The organism is Peribacillus sp. NPDC046944 (assembly GCF_050272735.1).
Classification (GTDB): domain Bacteria; phylum Bacillota; class Bacilli; order Bacillales; family DSM-1321; genus Peribacillus.
On sequence record NZ_JBNNML010000006.1, the window covers coordinates 17,263 to 32,197 of the forward strand.

Annotated in this window: 18 protein-coding genes; 4 read left to right on the forward strand and 14 right to left on the reverse strand. The window is 41.9% G+C overall.

What is annotated here, in order from left to right; translation table 11 throughout:
• The first annotated feature begins 6 nt into the window (after positions 1 to 6).
• The gene (locus tag ACQKIC_RS12280) at positions 7 to 222 is read left to right on the forward strand and encodes a hypothetical protein (protein ID WP_402871350.1); all 216 of its coding nucleotides are present in this window, start codon (positions 7 to 9) and stop codon (positions 220 to 222) included.
• 39 nt (positions 223 to 261) lie between these two features.
• Here the strand turns inward: ACQKIC_RS12280 and ACQKIC_RS12285 are convergent, their stop codons facing one another.
• Positions 262 to 702 carry a peptidylprolyl isomerase gene (locus ACQKIC_RS12285; RefSeq protein WP_251540275.1) on the reverse strand — a complete coding sequence of 147 codons (441 nt, stop codon included), beginning with the start codon at positions 700 to 702 and terminating at the stop codon, positions 262 to 264.
• A 160-nt stretch (positions 703 to 862) separates the two neighbouring features.
• On the opposite strand from ACQKIC_RS12285, the gene ACQKIC_RS12290 reads away from it, so the two are divergent.
• Positions 863 to 1,855: an NADPH:quinone oxidoreductase family protein gene (locus tag ACQKIC_RS12290; protein WP_427591362.1), complete on the forward strand. Its 993-nt coding sequence runs from the start codon at positions 863 to 865 to the stop codon at positions 1,853 to 1,855.
• 32 nt (positions 1,856 to 1,887) lie between these two features.
• Here ACQKIC_RS12290 and ACQKIC_RS12295 read toward each other — a convergent pair whose 3' ends face one another.
• Entirely contained in the window at positions 1,888 to 3,354 is a 1,467-nt protein-coding gene (locus ACQKIC_RS12295) for a PAS domain-containing sensor histidine kinase (RefSeq protein WP_402871251.1), read from the reverse strand.
• A 289-nt stretch (positions 3,355 to 3,643) separates the two neighbouring features.
• On the reverse strand, positions 3,644 to 3,913 hold the full coding sequence (locus ACQKIC_RS12300) for a DUF1292 domain-containing protein (protein WP_402871248.1): 270 nt from the start codon (positions 3,911 to 3,913) through the stop codon (positions 3,644 to 3,646).
• A gap of 252 nt (positions 3,914 to 4,165) precedes the next feature.
• Between ACQKIC_RS12300 and ACQKIC_RS12305 the strand changes: the two genes are divergently transcribed.
• The gene (locus tag ACQKIC_RS12305) at positions 4,166 to 4,546 is read left to right on the forward strand and encodes a VOC family protein (RefSeq protein ID WP_402955105.1); all 381 of its coding nucleotides are present in this window, start codon (positions 4,166 to 4,168) and stop codon (positions 4,544 to 4,546) included.
• 62 nt (positions 4,547 to 4,608) lie between these two features.
• Here ACQKIC_RS12305 and ACQKIC_RS12310 read toward each other — a convergent pair whose 3' ends face one another.
• The 5 genes from ACQKIC_RS12310 to ACQKIC_RS12330 form a co-directional block, all read right to left on the reverse strand.
• Positions 4,609 to 5,295 carry a hypothetical protein gene (locus ACQKIC_RS12310; RefSeq protein WP_427591363.1) on the reverse strand — a complete coding sequence of 229 codons (687 nt, stop codon included), beginning with the start codon at positions 5,293 to 5,295 and terminating at the stop codon, positions 4,609 to 4,611.
• A 119-nt stretch (positions 5,296 to 5,414) separates the two neighbouring features.
• A complete protein-coding gene (locus tag ACQKIC_RS12315) occupies positions 5,415 to 5,768 on the reverse strand; it encodes a hypothetical protein (protein ID WP_402871239.1) in 354 nt (117 codons plus the stop codon).
• Positions 5,769 to 6,180: 412 nt separating this feature from the next.
• Positions 6,181 to 6,450 carry a 30S ribosomal protein S14 gene (rpsN, locus tag ACQKIC_RS12320; protein WP_402989875.1) on the reverse strand — a complete coding sequence of 90 codons (270 nt, stop codon included), beginning with the start codon at positions 6,448 to 6,450 and terminating at the stop codon, positions 6,181 to 6,183.
• Positions 6,451 to 6,495: 45 nt separating this feature from the next.
• Positions 6,496 to 6,645 (reverse strand): 50S ribosomal protein L33, encoded by a 150-nt coding sequence (gene rpmG / locus ACQKIC_RS12325; protein ID WP_402871234.1) that lies wholly within the window; start codon positions 6,643 to 6,645, stop codon positions 6,496 to 6,498.
• Between the two features lie 223 nt (positions 6,646 to 6,868).
• Positions 6,869 to 8,560, reverse strand: a complete 1,692-nt coding sequence (locus tag ACQKIC_RS12330; protein ID WP_402989878.1) for a methyl-accepting chemotaxis protein — start codon at positions 8,558 to 8,560, stop codon at positions 6,869 to 6,871.
• A 213-nt stretch (positions 8,561 to 8,773) separates the two neighbouring features.
• Between ACQKIC_RS12330 and ACQKIC_RS12335 the strand changes: the two genes are divergently transcribed.
• Positions 8,774 to 10,033 (forward strand): amidohydrolase family protein, encoded by a 1,260-nt coding sequence (locus tag ACQKIC_RS12335; RefSeq protein WP_427591364.1) that lies wholly within the window; start codon positions 8,774 to 8,776, stop codon positions 10,031 to 10,033.
• A 157-nt stretch (positions 10,034 to 10,190) separates the two neighbouring features.
• On the opposite strand, the gene ACQKIC_RS12340 is transcribed toward ACQKIC_RS12335, so the two are convergent.
• The 6 genes from ACQKIC_RS12340 to ACQKIC_RS12365 form a co-directional block, all read right to left on the reverse strand.
• Positions 10,191 to 11,537 carry an MFS transporter gene (locus ACQKIC_RS12340; RefSeq protein ID WP_402989884.1) on the reverse strand — a complete coding sequence of 449 codons (1,347 nt, stop codon included), beginning with the start codon at positions 11,535 to 11,537 and terminating at the stop codon, positions 10,191 to 10,193.
• An 82-nt stretch (positions 11,538 to 11,619) separates the two neighbouring features.
• Positions 11,620 to 11,916, reverse strand: a complete 297-nt coding sequence (locus tag ACQKIC_RS12345; RefSeq protein WP_402989887.1) for a Dabb family protein — start codon at positions 11,914 to 11,916, stop codon at positions 11,620 to 11,622.
• An 11-nt stretch (positions 11,917 to 11,927) separates the two neighbouring features.
• Complete coding sequence (locus ACQKIC_RS12350) at positions 11,928 to 13,175, reverse strand: flavin-dependent oxidoreductase (protein WP_427591366.1); 1,248 nt, start codon at positions 13,173 to 13,175, stop codon at positions 11,928 to 11,930.
• Between the two features lie 191 nt (positions 13,176 to 13,366).
• Entirely contained in the window at positions 13,367 to 13,741 is a 375-nt protein-coding gene (locus tag ACQKIC_RS12355) for a nucleotide excision repair endonuclease (protein ID WP_402871219.1), read from the reverse strand.
• A gap of 279 nt (positions 13,742 to 14,020) precedes the next feature.
• Complete coding sequence (locus ACQKIC_RS12360; RefSeq protein ID WP_402871217.1) at positions 14,021 to 14,173, reverse strand: YpzG family protein; 153 nt, start codon at positions 14,171 to 14,173, stop codon at positions 14,021 to 14,023.
• Positions 14,174 to 14,280: 107 nt separating this feature from the next.
• Positions 14,281 to 14,928, reverse strand: a complete 648-nt coding sequence (locus ACQKIC_RS12365) for a DUF4352 domain-containing protein (protein ID WP_427591367.1) — start codon at positions 14,926 to 14,928, stop codon at positions 14,281 to 14,283.
• Positions 14,929 to 14,935: the final 7 nt, after the last annotated feature.

Sequence of the window (14,935 nt, forward strand, 5' to 3'; positions counted from 1 at the left end):
TTGAAAATGGCCGCTATATTGGGAGTGACTGTCTTACTCTTCCTCCTTTTTCTTTTCAACTATCCTAAAATCGACCGCTCCCATAAAAGAGAGAAAAAAACGGTGGTCCTTTTACTGGCCATCGGGTGGGTTCTGGCAATCCTTCTCATACTCTTTCCGGAAATGCCGGGACCTACACAAATATTCAACATCCTGTTTGGTCCACTAAAAAAGCTATTATAACGAAAAAGAGGGAGCCTAGGCCCCCTCTTTATTCATTTATTATTCAGCGTCAAAAACTTCTACTTTCTCCATTTTGTCGCCATTTTTCATTGCTTTAGCCGTTTCTAGACCTGATGTTACTTTACCGAATACAGTATGAACACCGTTTAGATGCGGTTGTGGTTCATGAACGATAAAGAATTGGCTTGAGCCCGTATCTTTTCCGGCATGCGCCATGGACAAGCTGCCTGCTTCATGCTTGTGCGGGTTTCCAGCTGTTTCACATTTGATCTGTGTGCCGCTTCCGCCTGCACCTGTACCTGTTGGATCTCCACCTTGGCTTACGAAGCCAGGGATGACACGGTGAAAGACTACACCATTGTAAAAGCCTGTGTTTGCCAGGTTCTCAAAGTTAGCCACTGTGTTTGGTGCTTCATTAGGGAAAAGATCAAATTCGATTTTCTCTCCGTTTTCCATCAATATGTATCCTTTTTTAGCCATTATAAAACATCTCCTTTAAAATGAACTGAATCAGTCTTAATAGTACCATTTTTAGCAAGAGAAAGAAAAGAAAGCGCTGTGTTTTCAGATTCAATTATTATACAGCGTGCGTTTCTTCTCTTATAATAGGGAATATTCACTAAAAAAGGAGGAAAAAACAATGACCCAACAATTTGATGCCTTATTCGTAAACAAACAAGAAGATGACTTTTCCTTAACCATTCAGCAACTTTCACTCAGCGATCTTCCAGAAGGTGAAGTGCTCATCCGCGTGCATTATTCTGGCGTGAACTATAAAGACAGCCTAGCGACGATCCCTAACGGAAACATCGTTGGCCGCTATCCGATTGTCCCTGGCATCGATTTGGCAGGTGTTGTCGTTTCATCTAAGGATTCCCGTTTCAAAGAAGGAGACGAAGTGATTGCCACCTCCTACGAGATTGGCGTTTCACACTTCGGGGGCTACAGTGAGTTCGCCCGTATTCCAGCAGAGTGGGTTGTCCCGCTCCCTGAAGGCCTAACATTGAAAGAAGCCATGGTTATCGGAACTGCCGGTTTCACCGCTGCACTTTCCATCATGCGTCTAGAAGAAAATGGACTCAAGCAAGAGGACGGAAATGTTCTCGTCACAGGAGCCACTGGAGGCGTCGGCAGTTTTGCCGTCTCGATTCTTTCCAAGCTCGGCTATTCGGTAGAAGCGAGCACCGGGAAAAAATCAGAACACGCGTACATAAAGGAACTGGGCGCTACGAAGATTTTATCCCGTGAAGATGTCTATGATGGCACGCTTCGTCCACTTGGCAAGCAAAAATGGATTGGTGCCGTTGACCCGGTCGGTGGAGAAACATTGGCCTCTGTCCTGAGCCAAGTTAAATATGGTGGATCGGTGGCGGTCAGTGGATTAACCGGAGGGACAAACCTGCCTTCGACTGTCTTCCCATTCATTTTGAGAGGCGTCAGCTTGCTTGGCATCGATTCAGTGAATTGCCCTATGGATACGAGGCTGAAAGTTTGGAAACGCCTAGCAACCGACTTTAAGTTGGATCATGTAGAACAGCTCATTCAACAGGAAATTTCCTTGCAGGAACTTCCCGATGTCCTGCCTACCTTACTGAAAGGTCAAGCAAAGGGACGGACAATCGTCAAATTATAAAAAACAAAAGGTGACGTTAGCTCTGGCTCTCGTCACCTTTTAATGTGCCTTTGAATAGGGAGGATGATATCGACGGTGGTTCCTTTGCCGACCTCGCTACTAAATTTAATTTGCCCTTGATGCTCATGAATGATTTTTGTACTCACCATTAGTCCCAGGCCGGTCCCTTTTTCCGTTGTGCTATAAAAAGGCTCACCTAAATGCTTCATTCGTTCCTCTGTCATCCCACTACCCGAATCAATGAAGCGGATGACCAGGTTCCCTGGATCATATTCATCCAACTGGATATGAAGTTTCCCGCCATTTTCCATGGCTTCAATCGCATTATTCACTACATTAGTAAACACTTGCTTTAATAGATTAGGTTCACCAAATACTGTTGAATCGTCGACTTTAGTTTCCATCGTTATTTCGACATCGTTCAGATTCGCCTGAAGCTTGGCCAACGTTATGACACTATCTAAAATGGCAGGTATCCGGGTATGTTCACATGTTTGCAATTGGGGATTGGCAAGACATAAAAACTCTTTAGCCAACCGTTCGATCTTGTCCACTTCCTTCACTGACAGGTCAAGGTATTCCTGCTTGTCAGGCGTTTCACCCATTAATTGCAAAAATCCCTTGATGGCAGTTAGTGGATTCCTTATCTCATGGGCAATGCCCGCCGCCATCTGACCGACCGCAGAAAGCATATTCGTCTTGCATAATAATTCTTCTGTCTTCTTACGTTCGGTAATATCTCTACAGAAAACTTGGATGGCTGGTCGTCCCTTATAAATAATCGGAAGGGCGATGGTTTCACCATAAAATACTTCACCATTAAAGCGCCTGAACTTTTGCTCCAGTAACTCGACCGTCTTCCCCTCATCTCTCATCACTTCTATTCGCTTGCCGACCGTGTCTTGAGAATCGGGATGCACGAACTGAAAAACGGACTTCCCCATAATTTCTTCCACAGACAAGCCCAGCATTCTGGCACCTTCGGGATTCATATACTCAATGATTCCATTACGATGCACAAAGATTGCTTCAGGTGACACCTCGATCAGGTTGCGATACCGTTCTTCGCTCTCCCTCAACGCTATTTCAGCCAACTTTTGATTCGTAATGTCCCTGTATACGAACGCCAATGCCGTCGGTTCATCTTCGTTATTCCTGATCGTAAAAAGGGTGATGCTCACATCAATTAGCTGGCCATCTTTTCTTTGTCTGACCGTTTCGAAGCCCTTCTCTTGTTCCCCCGACTTGACCCTATTATGCAACTCGTCAACAGATTCCTTCAGGAAATCGGGGATGATCGGAAAAGGCTTACCAAATACCTCGTCATTCATCCAGCCAAAAAACTCCTCAAAGGCAGCATTAACTTGTAGGGTTTTACCATCTAGATCAACGATGGAAATGGCATCCGCACTTTGTTCCATGAAAGATTGAAGCTGCTTTGTGATATCATCTACTTTTTCTTCCACTTGCCCTTGTCTATCATTAATTAGCTTTTTCAACAGATTTATTCCTTTCCAATTCCGAAAATTCACTTACTCAATTTTACAGTAACAGTAAATCATTTACCAGTATTTTATAGTAGTTTTCACTATCAATGTAGTGAAAACCCAATAAAAAGAAGCTAAATCAGTCATGCAGATTTAGCTCTTCTCTTAAAATGAATTATATTTACATTCTTCAACTATTGGTTCATAGAAGCATGTAACCACTATCATGGTATACGCACAATAATTTAACACGATATACATAAGAAAAGACGACACGTAGATGTGCCGTCTTTTCTAGTCATCAATCTTGTGGATCAAAAGCCGCTTCGAAAGCAGATGATACCTTTTCGAACTCCTCGTCCGTTTCGATATCATTTAACTCTCCTTCGCCTTCAACTCTGAAAAAGAAAATATCGATATCTTCCTCTGTGTCTTCTTCAATGTCTTCTAGCAAACCTACAGCTACATATTCCGTTCCTTCAACATCCAATGTTCCCAGAACTTCAACCTCGTGCTCTTGATCACTGTCGTCAGTAAGGGTAAACACTTCACCTTCGCGAATACTTCCCATCATAATCTCTCCTCTCAAGTCCATTTAAAATGGGTTTGTTTCCATAGTATATCTACTATTCCATACAGAAACAAATTTTTGCTTTAAAAAAGGGCAATTCTTTTCCTTTTCAATAAAAAATCCAGTAAAGTGGGGGAAATCGCTAGAATTTAAATCATTCAGACTATTTTGTTTATATTACTGTAATTTTATACCTAATCATATATACTAATATTGCTTAATAACAACAAGAAGGAGGAATCCCCTTTGACTATGAAGAAAGTCGATCATATCGGCATCGTTGTAAGAGATCTAGAAACATCCATATCCTTTTATCAAGAAGTGTTGGATTTGAAATTGAAAGCGCGTGTACCCCATACGAATGGTATCATTCAGCTTGCCTTTCTTGGGTATGACGGTTCAGATGAAACCGAAATTGAATTGATCCAAGGATATAGTGACACGTTGCCATCAGAAGCAACGATTCACCACTTTGCCATTACCGTGGATGATATCGAAGAAGAATACGCGCGGATCCAAAGCCTTGAGAATGTCGAACTGATTGATGAAGAAATCGTCACCTTGCCAAACGGCTATCGCTATTTCTACATATACGGACCAGAGAAAGAATGGATCGAGTTCTTCCAGAGATGAACACAAAAAGCAGAGCGATCAGCTTCTGCTTTTTTTAATGAGTCCAATAAAATAAATAGTTATCAAGCTTCGTCTACAGGTATCCGGTAATCAGGATTGCTCTGGTTCCAACCTCCGCCTTCTTCCACGGATTGATTGATACTGCTGTCCCCATCACCATCAATCCAAATTCTCTCTCCATTCTCCAATGTCCGCCAATGAGGTTCCACACCATGTTCTTGATGATTTTCTTCTATTATATACGCTCCATCTGACCCATTTTCTAGTGCAAGATCCGAACCATCCAATCCGCCTTCATTCCCATTTACATCAATAACGTCCGCCATATCCAAAATGGATACCCCCAACGCACCAACGGCGACTGTTTTCCCAACATTGCGTAATCCTTCTTTCCAACGTGTTTCGTCTCCATCCCTAAGTCCTCCGGCTACATCTCCAACATTCCCCACCGTCGCCTTAATACCTTGTCCCACTGCTTTCGCTGTATTCCCAACACCGTCCCCTAAATCCTTGAACCCTTGATCCACCCTCCCATCATCTTTCGATACTAGTCCACTTCCAAGATTCCAAACTCCCTCAGCAACATTCCCTAGTTGCTTACCTGTGAACTCCGTTGAATTCTTAACACCATCGCCAACCTCTTGGATGAACTTAGATCCCGTTAATTCTCCAACTCCCTTAATAATGCCTCCAGTCACACCGCCAACTAACCATCCCGCACCTTCACCGGCACTTTTGAGAAAACCCATATTATTAGCCCCCATATCCATTTAGTAGTTCAATATTACTACTTATTGTCATTTAATAACATACCATACTAAAAAAATACAGGGAACTAATCAAAAAAAGACCCTATTGGCCCTTTCCTTTAGAATGCATATTGATATAACCCATAATATAACGGTCCGAGTGTAATGAGTAATGTGACTCCGATGAGGATACTTTTCGCACGTCCTGATATATCTTCCATTGCTGCTTCTCCATCATCATGCTTTCCGATATAACTGAAAAGTACATCCCACAGCAAACCACCTACAAACACGAATTTCCATATAAGAGGCGTGAGTATGGCTGTATTCGTCACAAATCCAAATAGTCCGATCCACGTAATAACTGAAATGATGAAATCCACTATTAAAGAGGGGGTACGAAGGCCTTTAAGCAAAAAAGCAATCGCCACCGTTCCTAAAATCCCTAAATAAATCGTCCAAAAAATATGCATATTCCATCCTTCTTCCGGTAAGATTCTTCAATTATATGAAGTATCGGATGAAAAGGGAATACAATAATGACATTCTCTTAATCTAGTACAAAACTATTTTATTTTTTAGATTAACCCGGTAAAATTTTCGAAGAATGATAAAGGTTTTGGATTTTAACCCTAAATCATATGTCCACTTTCAAGTATTGAGGGCAGATTTTATTACGGTCGTAGATAAAGATGAATAACTAATTAAGTATGTACTAGGAAAATAGAAATGATGAAACCTACTTGAATCAACCAAGAGATTTCCACGTTAAGAATGGGACTTCAACAGAATTATCGGGGGTTTGAATAGGAGAATATCAAATGCTAGAAGAAGGTGATTCCGGCTGTAAATGCACAGTGATCACCTTTTTCATTCTATCTTAGATTACCAGCTTGCCTTTTTGATGCCCGCGATTTGCCCAATATGTGCAAGATCACGGAAAACGATCCTGGACATGTTGAACTTCCGCATATATCCACGTGGTCTTCCCGTAACTCCACACCGATTGTGAATACGTGTTGGCGAAGCATCCCTTGGGAGCTTGGCCAATGCTGCATAATCTCCTTTCACTTTAAGTTCCTGTCGAACCTCTGCATACTTCTCTACTGTTTCCAGCTGTTTTTTTGCCTTTGCTATCATTGACTTTTTTGCCACCTTAGTTATCTCCCCTTCTATAAAAATGATTATATTGTACCCGGATTACTTTGTTTCACGGTGAAGTGTGTGTTTCTTTAAGCGCGGGCAGTACTTTTTCAATTCGATTCGATCAGGATGGTTTCGCTTATTTTTCGTCGTTATATAATTCCGATCTCCCGTCTCTGTACATGCCAAGGTAATGTTTACTCTCATGTTTGTTCCCTCCTAAATGTTTTATAAATATCCTTAATCGTCATGATTACGGTTTATGATGTTTACCTTTATATAATAAAACGTAATGATTACTATTTGCAAGTTTTTTCGTAAGCTTTTTCGATTTCCCCTTGGTTCCCTACTCAACATCAAATATCTACATAAAGAAAAAGCAGGCTCCCCGACCATGTCAGGAAGCCTGCTTTTTTCTAAAAATACATCTTTAAATCTGGAATTTACGAACCACTTGCTTTAGCTCATCTGCCATAGAGGTCAATGAATGCACGGATGAATTGATTTCTTCCATCGATGCCAGTTGTTCTTCCGTTGAAGCCGCCACTTCTTCTGAATTGGCCGCATTTTCCTGTGCGTGTGCCGTTAATTTATTCGACGTTTCCGATACTTCATCTACACTGACTGAAATTTGTTGAATAGAAGCCGTGATTTCCTCGATTTTCGGAGTAATGTCTCTCGTACTTTGAAGGATCTGGGCGAATTTATTCGATGTTTCCACTGAAACCTTCACGCCCTGTTCCGCATTATCCATCACGTCTTTCATGATCGTAACAGAATTCCTTGTGTCGTCTTGCATTCCCATGATTAAATCCGTGATCAATTTAGTAGAGTTCTGGGATTGTTCAGCTAGTTTCTTCACTTCATCGGCCACCACGGCGAATCCCTTACCATGTTCGCCCGCCCTTGCCGCTTCGATTGCTGCATTTAATGCCAATAGATTCGTCTGTCCAGCAATGCCCGTGATTACATCGATAATATTCCCGATTTGATTAGAACGTTCCGATAAAGAATCGATAACCTGATTCGATTGGTTAACCGATTCATGGATGAATCTCATTTGCTTCAAGTTCTCCTCGACATAGTGGCTGCCCTCTTCTGCCTGTTTCTCGGTTTCTTTTGAAAGCTCTGACATGCTAGCCGTACTTTCGGTAATCCGTTCCACACCCTGGCTCACTTCATTCAGTGAACCGAGACTAATTTCCAGTTGCCTTGTTGAACTTTCAGAAGCCCCGGAGATTTCCTGTATCGAAAGAGCGATTGTTTCTGCTGCCAATTTCGATTGTTCAGAACTGACACTTAATTGCTCAGCCGATGATGTAACTTTATTCGTATTGGAGGAGATGGCCGTAATCGTATGATGCAGATTTTGGGTCATCTTTTCAAAAGATTGATTTAACACATAAATCTCATCGCGGGTTCTTACCTCGATTTTTTCTATATTCAAATCTCCTTCAGCGACCCGGTTAGCCATTTTACTCAACTTCTCGATTGGTTTGGAAATAACGTTTGAAATCAATAATCCATCAGCCATCGCAAGCACGAAAGCTATCAGGCTTAGAATGATAATCTTCTTAGTTGCCGACTTTGATTTATCCTGAACCTCTTTCACCTTTTGCACCATGATGTCGTCTTTGATCCATGTATAGAATGAATTCGTTTGCTCAACCATTTTGGTACTGATGGGAACCACATTATCCCGGGCTAGGGACTTGGCTTTTTCAGGATCGGCTCGTACCGCTTCTACAGATTTACGACTCTCCTCAATCCATTCGTCATTTGATGCTTTGATTCCATCGAGCTCTTTGGTCATTTTATCTGAGTGCGACAAATCTCTCGCTTCTTTTATTAATTCATTGATGTTTTCATTCGATTCATACATCTTCTCTTTCATATCAGGTGTTTCATATAATAGATATCCTCTTAAATACGTTACCTGACGTGCTGCATCCGTCTGGATACTTTGAGTGATTGATTGAACCTCGGAGATATTATCAAGAATATAATCATACTTCTTGTTCATATCTTTCATACTGTGATAAGAAATGAAAGCTGAAACTCCAAAAATGATGGAGACAAGAAAAAAGCTTAGTAGTAACTTATTCTTTATGGATAATTTCATTCTTTTTACCCCTCTATTTCTTTTGTAATGGTCACGCTTATCTATCCCTTTTCATATAAAAAGCCCACAATTAAAGTGGACGGTAAATATGTTCCCAAGGAGTAATAGTTTCCTTTTCTTTTATCGGTCAAGAAAAGGAAAAATTAAATGGAACATGGTGGTAAAATAAATATTATTTGTTAAACACTATCATTTAAGAGGGCAGGGGAATGCATGTTATTAAGAAACGCAACATATTTGAATGAAGAGTATGCCATTTCAAGGGGAAATCTGTTAATACATGAAGGGAAAATCGTCACAAATCCTTCTCTCTCTGAAGGGAATGCTTCTGTCGAAGAAATGGATTGTGAAGGATATATACTAATACCTGGATTATACAATGCTCATTTTCATGGTTATTCATTAACTGCCCAAGGACTTCAAAGGGATATGAAAATTGAAGAGTGGTGTAATGACAGCAAACAAGGACACCTTCAATCCGGATATTTTGAGAAAATCGATGCACTGACCAGAAGGGAATATGAAACGATTTGTATGAAGGCTTACGCAGATATGGTGAAGAAGGGAATCACGTTCGTCAGTGAATCAGAGCCAAGTAATTGGCCGGATGCGATTGCCGAAACCATCAACCGCATTGGAATGAAAGGTTTTGTCGATACCTATGAGAAGATTCCGGAATATCACGATCTGCAAAGTGGGCAGGTCAACTTTGGTACGCATTTGCTAGAAGAAGAGGATATCACGGATGAAACCCTTGCTCTCTGTGTTTCTAGTAAAAAGGACTTTGATTCCCTCTATACCACGCATGGGATGGAAAACCAATGGAGAAGGGACCTGATTTATTCTCAATACGGAAAGTCATCCATCGAGTTATATAAAGAGCAAGGGCTACTCGATAACAAGACGATTTTTTTCCATGGCGTTCACTTGAATGAAATAGATATCGATTTACTAGCTGAGGCAGGTTCCTCTGTCGTCCATTGTCCCGTCTCGAACCTAAGCACTGGAGCAGGTATAGCCCCCGTATCCAGCATGCTTGAAAAAGGGCTGAATGTTTGCATGGGAACTGATTATGCCAGTACCGATTTATGGGAAAATATGAAAATCGCCTATTATCTACTCAAAACGATGTCCCCGACACATCCGTTCACAGCGGAGAACATCTGGCAAATGGCAACGCAAAATGGCGCGTCCGCCTATCATCAGAACATGAGTGGAAGAATCAAGGATGGATTTCATGCAGATCTTGTCTTCATAAAAAAGAACCCCCTTATTCCAGAGGTCGATACAGACGAGTTTTCCACGACTGTGCATAATCTTTTACTTGAAACGAGCGAACCGTCCATTCATCATGTAATGGTCAACGGGGAATGGATCATGTTCAATCGCAACCTTACACACGTGGATGAGGAAGAAATGAACCGGGCATATAAAAAAATCCTGACGAAAGTCTATCATCAGGTTGTTGAATAGGTTTCAATGACACAGGGGCTGTCCCAAAAGGTGTAATTACCCCGTAATTGAATAAATAGTAAAAGGCAGAAACGTTGATTTAACAACATTTCTGCCTCTTTGTTTTTGCGAAATTCAATGGAATAAGGACTTATTAGACAGCCCCTTGTCTCATGATTTAAACGGCCCGCTTCTCCTCGGGTTGACCTTCTCCGGCCATGCCGTAATGTGCATGTTTTTCCTGAACGAAAGCAATGGCGATCGCTCCTACTACCGCAGCGATTGCAATCAAGGAAAAGTTCATTTGAGCTGGCAGGTTCATCGTTAAGAGGATGCCTACAAAAGTTGGTGCAAAAATCCCACCTAGGCGACCGAACGCCATCGATGCCCCCACGCCACTGGAGCGCATGGAAGGTGGGTAATATTGTGATACCATCGCGTTGCTTATATTCTGCACCCCGACCGACGATGCACCGATGAAACCAATCAATATATAGGCAAGCACCGCATTTTGTGTAAGACCGATGCTTGCAAGGGCAATGGCTCCACATACATACAGGGGAATCATGACTTTTTTGAAACCTAGTTTATCCGTAAGCGGACCGAACGCAATCGTTCCGACGATCGCACCGACATTCATCATTGCAACAAATAGCAAACTAGAACTTAAACTATACCCTGCCTGGATCATCAATTTCGGCAGCCACGTGTTCATCGAATATATCAGGACAAAGCAGCTGAAACAGGAAATCCAAAACATGATTGTACTGAACCCTCGTTTTTTCTCAAATAATTTCACAATGGTTGAACCTTGTTCAGGTGCTTCCGTTCTTTCGAGTCTTGTCTCCCCATTCAAACTTAACTCTGGATTGACTTTCTTAAGAATCTGCTTTACTTCCTCGTTTTTCCCTTTTTCCAATAGGAAGACCGCCGACTCTGGAATCGCTTTAGCTATAAAGGGTAGGATCAATAGCGGCAAACCCGCAATCCAGAAAATCGGCCTCCATCCAAATTCCGGGAGTATGGCACGGCTGGCTAGGGCGGCTGCAATCGCTCCGACCGAATACCCACAGAATACAAAGGAAATCATCGCACTCCGAATCTTTTTCGGTGCGTACTCCGTTGTCAGGGCAATCACGTTCGGCATCACGCCTCCCAGTCCGATTCCTGAAATGACACGAAAAACGGTGAACAAGACTGGTCCACCAGCCACACCGGATAAAGCAGTAAAAAGACTGAAGAGAGCCGTACAAAATAAGATGATTTTCTTACGTCCGACCTTATCGGCCAAGTAGCCAAAAAAGACCGCTCCGACAACCGTACCCATTACCGTATAACTGCCGATTGCTCCCGCTGTCACCGATGATATGGACCACTCCTCAATCAATGAAGGAACGATTGAACCATAGATGACCACATCATAACCGTCGACCAGGATAATGAAAAAACCCCAAAAAATTAATAGTAAATGAAACAGGTTAAAACGACTTTTATCTATCGTTTCACCAGCATGGACTGTCCTCAATCCTACACCTTCTCCCCTTTATTTAGTACGTTGAAGCACAAAAGCAAAAGAACAGACAGATGCGTATGACACGCACCTTTAATCAATTAGTATCAAAGTCGACCACAATTAAATCTTCAAGTCCAATCTCTTCTAAATAGGCAAGAATCGCTTGATGCGATGGATGCGGCAAGTATGCTTCAAATGTCGTCCTGTCCTCAAATCTGGCAGTCATGCCTATCTCGTACCCTTGATTGCGCCCCGCAAAATTCCTTCCTTGCTGGATATCCAGTAAACCTGGTATAACATCTTTTAGAGCCAGAGTCCTAGAAATCAATTCATCCACTTGATCATCTGTTACATCTTCACTTAACTTAACCAAAACAATATGTTCAACCATTCTGCTCACCCTTATCTGCTATTTAAAACATGACGGTCAAAACCGGCAATTTGTTTATATTTATTGGCAATATCCTCTAGTTCCTGTTGTGATATGACATCATGTAAATGATCGAATCCCCCTGGAGCCCGGTCCTCGACAATCTGCATGACCTCTTCCGGTCCATTCTGACGATTGGCCAGCACGATGGCCGCCGTCTTCTCAAGACGTGATTCTTCATAAGCACATAAAGCCGCTTCTGCATGTACTCCACTTAAAATGGCTTCCCCTAACGCATCCGCATCCAGTATCGCCTGGGAAGCTCCATTGGAACCAATTGGGTACATCGGATGTGCGGCATCACCAAGCAACGTGGTTCTGCCAAAGGACCAGCGTGGAAGAGGATCGCGATCGACCATTGGGAATTCGAAAACGGACTCCGTTTCCTCTATTAATTTAGGTACATTCAACCATCCAAAATCCCAATCGGCGAAAGCTGGTGCAAAGACTTCCTTCTCTACTTTCCGATTCCAATCACTTCGGGAAGGCGCATCCCCTTCAATCGTCAACTCCGCAATCCAGTTCATAAGCGAACGACCACTCTCTGCCAAAGGATCGACAGGATAAGCAACGAATTTCTGGTCTTGATAGCCAGCCATGATCATTGTCTTCTCGGTTAAAAAAGATGACGATTCTGTGATGCCACGCCATAAAATCCGGCCGCTGAATTTAGGGTCACCTTCATTCGGATAATAGAATTTTCGAACTGTGGAATGGATGCCATCTGCTGCAATCATGATGTCTGCTTTATATGCCCCTAGATTTTCCCCTGTTTTTTTATTCACAAATTGAGCTTCCACGCAATCATCGAACAGTTGGAATGAAGATAGATGGTGACCGGTTATGACCGAGTCTTCCCCCAACTCTTCCTTGACCGCTTTTAGTAGCAGCATCAGCAGACTTCCACGATGGATGGAATATTGTGGCCACCGATATCCTGCATTCAACCCCCTCGGTTCCTGCCAAATTTGTTGACCGTATTTATTGAAAAAACTCAACTCGGCCGTAGGCAGTCCAATCTTCTGAAGTTCTTCCCCTAATCCAAGCTCCGTAAGGACCCGTACAGCATGTGGAAGAAGATTGATGCCCACTCCCAATGCTTTTATCGTTTGTACACTTTCAAAAACTTGCACTGATACACCAACGCGGTGAAGTTTAAGGGCAGTAACAAGCCCGCCGATGCCCCCACCAGCAATAATTGCCGTATTCACTTTTGACACAGAAACCCCTCCAAATGACCTGATAAGTTATTCAAATATTTTAATTATTCTAATTATGTCACAAAACTCCAGTTTAGCAATATAAATTCTGGGATTATGCAATAAAATTTCATAGGATCATAAGGAAGTCTTACCTGTAAATCTGCTTCTACGCATAAAAAAGCTGATTGCGCATGCAATCAGCTCTCCTATTATTTATAAAATACTTTATCAATGTTGTATTTAGCATGAAGTGTATTGATGATGTACGTTTCATAGATTTCACGTTCCATCGCATCTTCTACGATGATAACCTCAATTTTTTTCACTTCATTACGATGTTCTTTAATCGGTGAAACATTATCCTCGAAATGCTTTTTGACTCTTTGTCTTAATTTACGTGCCTTTCCGACAAAGATCAACTCGTCCTTCTCATTATAAAACATGATGATGCCGCCCTTATCACGGGGAATCAAATGGAAATCAATGAATCCGAAGATTTCCGGGATGATGGCTTCATCACCCTCAATCACTTGTTTTCTTTGTTTAATGCTGATATCCGCTGCTGGGATTTTAATATTAATCATCAAAAGTCACGTCCTCTATTTGTATATGTATGTGAGTGCTGGAAATAGTCATATGGATAAATCACACTATGTTCTAGTGGAATATAATGGGCTTGTTCAAGCTCTTTCCAACACTTGCTCTACCATGTCCTTAAAAGTAGATGGTATCATAATTTTGGCGGAAAAGCCATGGCATGAACATAGCGGTTCAGTAAAAGGCAATGGACCCTTGTATTTTTTTAAGGAAGGAAAAGAAGAAGACCCGTTACGAGTCTCCTTCTCCATGATCAGAAATATCCGTTACCACCTGTGGGCCTTCGCATTGCTTCTTAGTATAATGTTCGTTTGCGATACTTCCGTATGGCCATTTACTTGAGACTTCGAACGCTTAGGTCTTGTCCAATTATGGTGAAACTTTTGAGAATGTGGATCTAATTGATCTTTATAACTCATGTTGTATCACCTCATCGTAAAAGATTGGGATATTTCTTTTCAAAGCAATAGGAGGTTCCTATCACAGTTTTAGTATGGATTGGGGACGAGTAAACATACATTACTTCTTAAAAAGAAAATTCTACCTTTTTCCCTTTCGAAAGCACTTTCCCTTCACCATTTACGGCATCACTGGTCAGAACCGAAATCCTCCTCACATCTTCCTTTTTGAGGATGAACCCGATATTCCCTTGCTTTGAGCCCTTCGCTTTTATATCCCCATTCAAGTTCTCCAGGTAAATATCATCTTTCCAAGTCAAATGTTCTCCCCCATCCGTCTGAAGAAAAGCGACCGGGGAAATCTTGGCGTCCGCATTGGTAGGATTATGGACTTTCACATTCATTTTCACGATATCGAATGCGTGTTCATGGGTGTAACCATGAAAGAAGTCAATCATGCTATAATCCGGAACCACATGCATCACCTTGATATCCTTCATTTCTACCGTGATTGGCCCGACCTTCACGGTTTCATTTATCGGCTTATACTCTTTTACTGTCAATTCGCCTCGTGAATCGGAAACCTGTTGGCCGACTTGTTTCAAATCACGATCATCCGGTAACTGGGGGTTAGGAACATAGACATCCTTCTTCACCAATGGTTTTTCCTTTTCCTCTGTCTTTTCTATTACGTTTGGTTTTTCATCAAAAGCTGGCTGCGTATTAAGTGCACCAAATGTGGTTAATAAAAAGGCACCAAAAAGTAGTTTGTTCACCGAATCC

Excerpts from the sequence above, each read along its gene's own strand:
- ACQKIC_RS12305 (WP_402955105.1), top strand. The coding sequence starts at position 4,166 with ATGAAGAAAGTCGATCATATCGGCATCGTTGTAAGAGATCTAGAAACA.
- ACQKIC_RS12330 (WP_402989878.1), bottom strand. The coding sequence starts at position 8,560 with ATGAAATTATCCATAAAGAATAAGTTACTACTAAGCTTTTTTCTTGTC.
- rpmG (WP_402871234.1), bottom strand. The coding sequence starts at position 6,645 with ATGAGAGTAAACATTACCTTGGCATGTACAGAGACGGGAGATCGGAAT.
- ACQKIC_RS12300 (WP_402871248.1), bottom strand. The coding sequence starts at position 3,913 with ATGGGAAGTATTCGCGAAGGTGAAGTGTTTACCCTTACTGACGACAGT.
- ACQKIC_RS12280 (WP_402871350.1), top strand. The coding sequence starts at position 7 with ATGGCCGCTATATTGGGAGTGACTGTCTTACTCTTCCTCCTTTTTCTT.
- ACQKIC_RS12315 (WP_402871239.1), bottom strand. The coding sequence starts at position 5,768 with ATGCATATTTTTTGGACGATTTATTTAGGGATTTTAGGAACGGTGGCG.
- ACQKIC_RS12310 (WP_427591363.1), bottom strand. The coding sequence starts at position 5,295 with ATGGGTTTTCTCAAAAGTGCCGGTGAAGGTGCGGGATGGTTAGTTGGC.
- ACQKIC_RS12355 (WP_402871219.1), bottom strand. The coding sequence starts at position 13,741 with ATGATTAATATTAAAATCCCAGCAGCGGATATCAGCATTAAACAAAGA.
- ACQKIC_RS12345 (WP_402989887.1), bottom strand. The coding sequence starts at position 11,916 with ATGGTTGAACATATTGTTTTGGTTAAGTTAAGTGAAGATGTAACAGAT.
- ACQKIC_RS12290 (WP_427591362.1), top strand. The coding sequence starts at position 863 with ATGACCCAACAATTTGATGCCTTATTCGTAAACAAACAAGAAGATGAC.
- ACQKIC_RS12360 (WP_402871217.1), bottom strand. The coding sequence starts at position 14,173 with ATGAGTTATAAAGATCAATTAGATCCACATTCTCAAAAGTTTCACCAT.
- ACQKIC_RS12285 (WP_251540275.1), bottom strand. The coding sequence starts at position 702 with ATGGCTAAAAAAGGATACATATTGATGGAAAACGGAGAGAAAATCGAA.
- ACQKIC_RS12335 (WP_427591364.1), top strand. The coding sequence starts at position 8,774 with ATGTTATTAAGAAACGCAACATATTTGAATGAAGAGTATGCCATTTCA.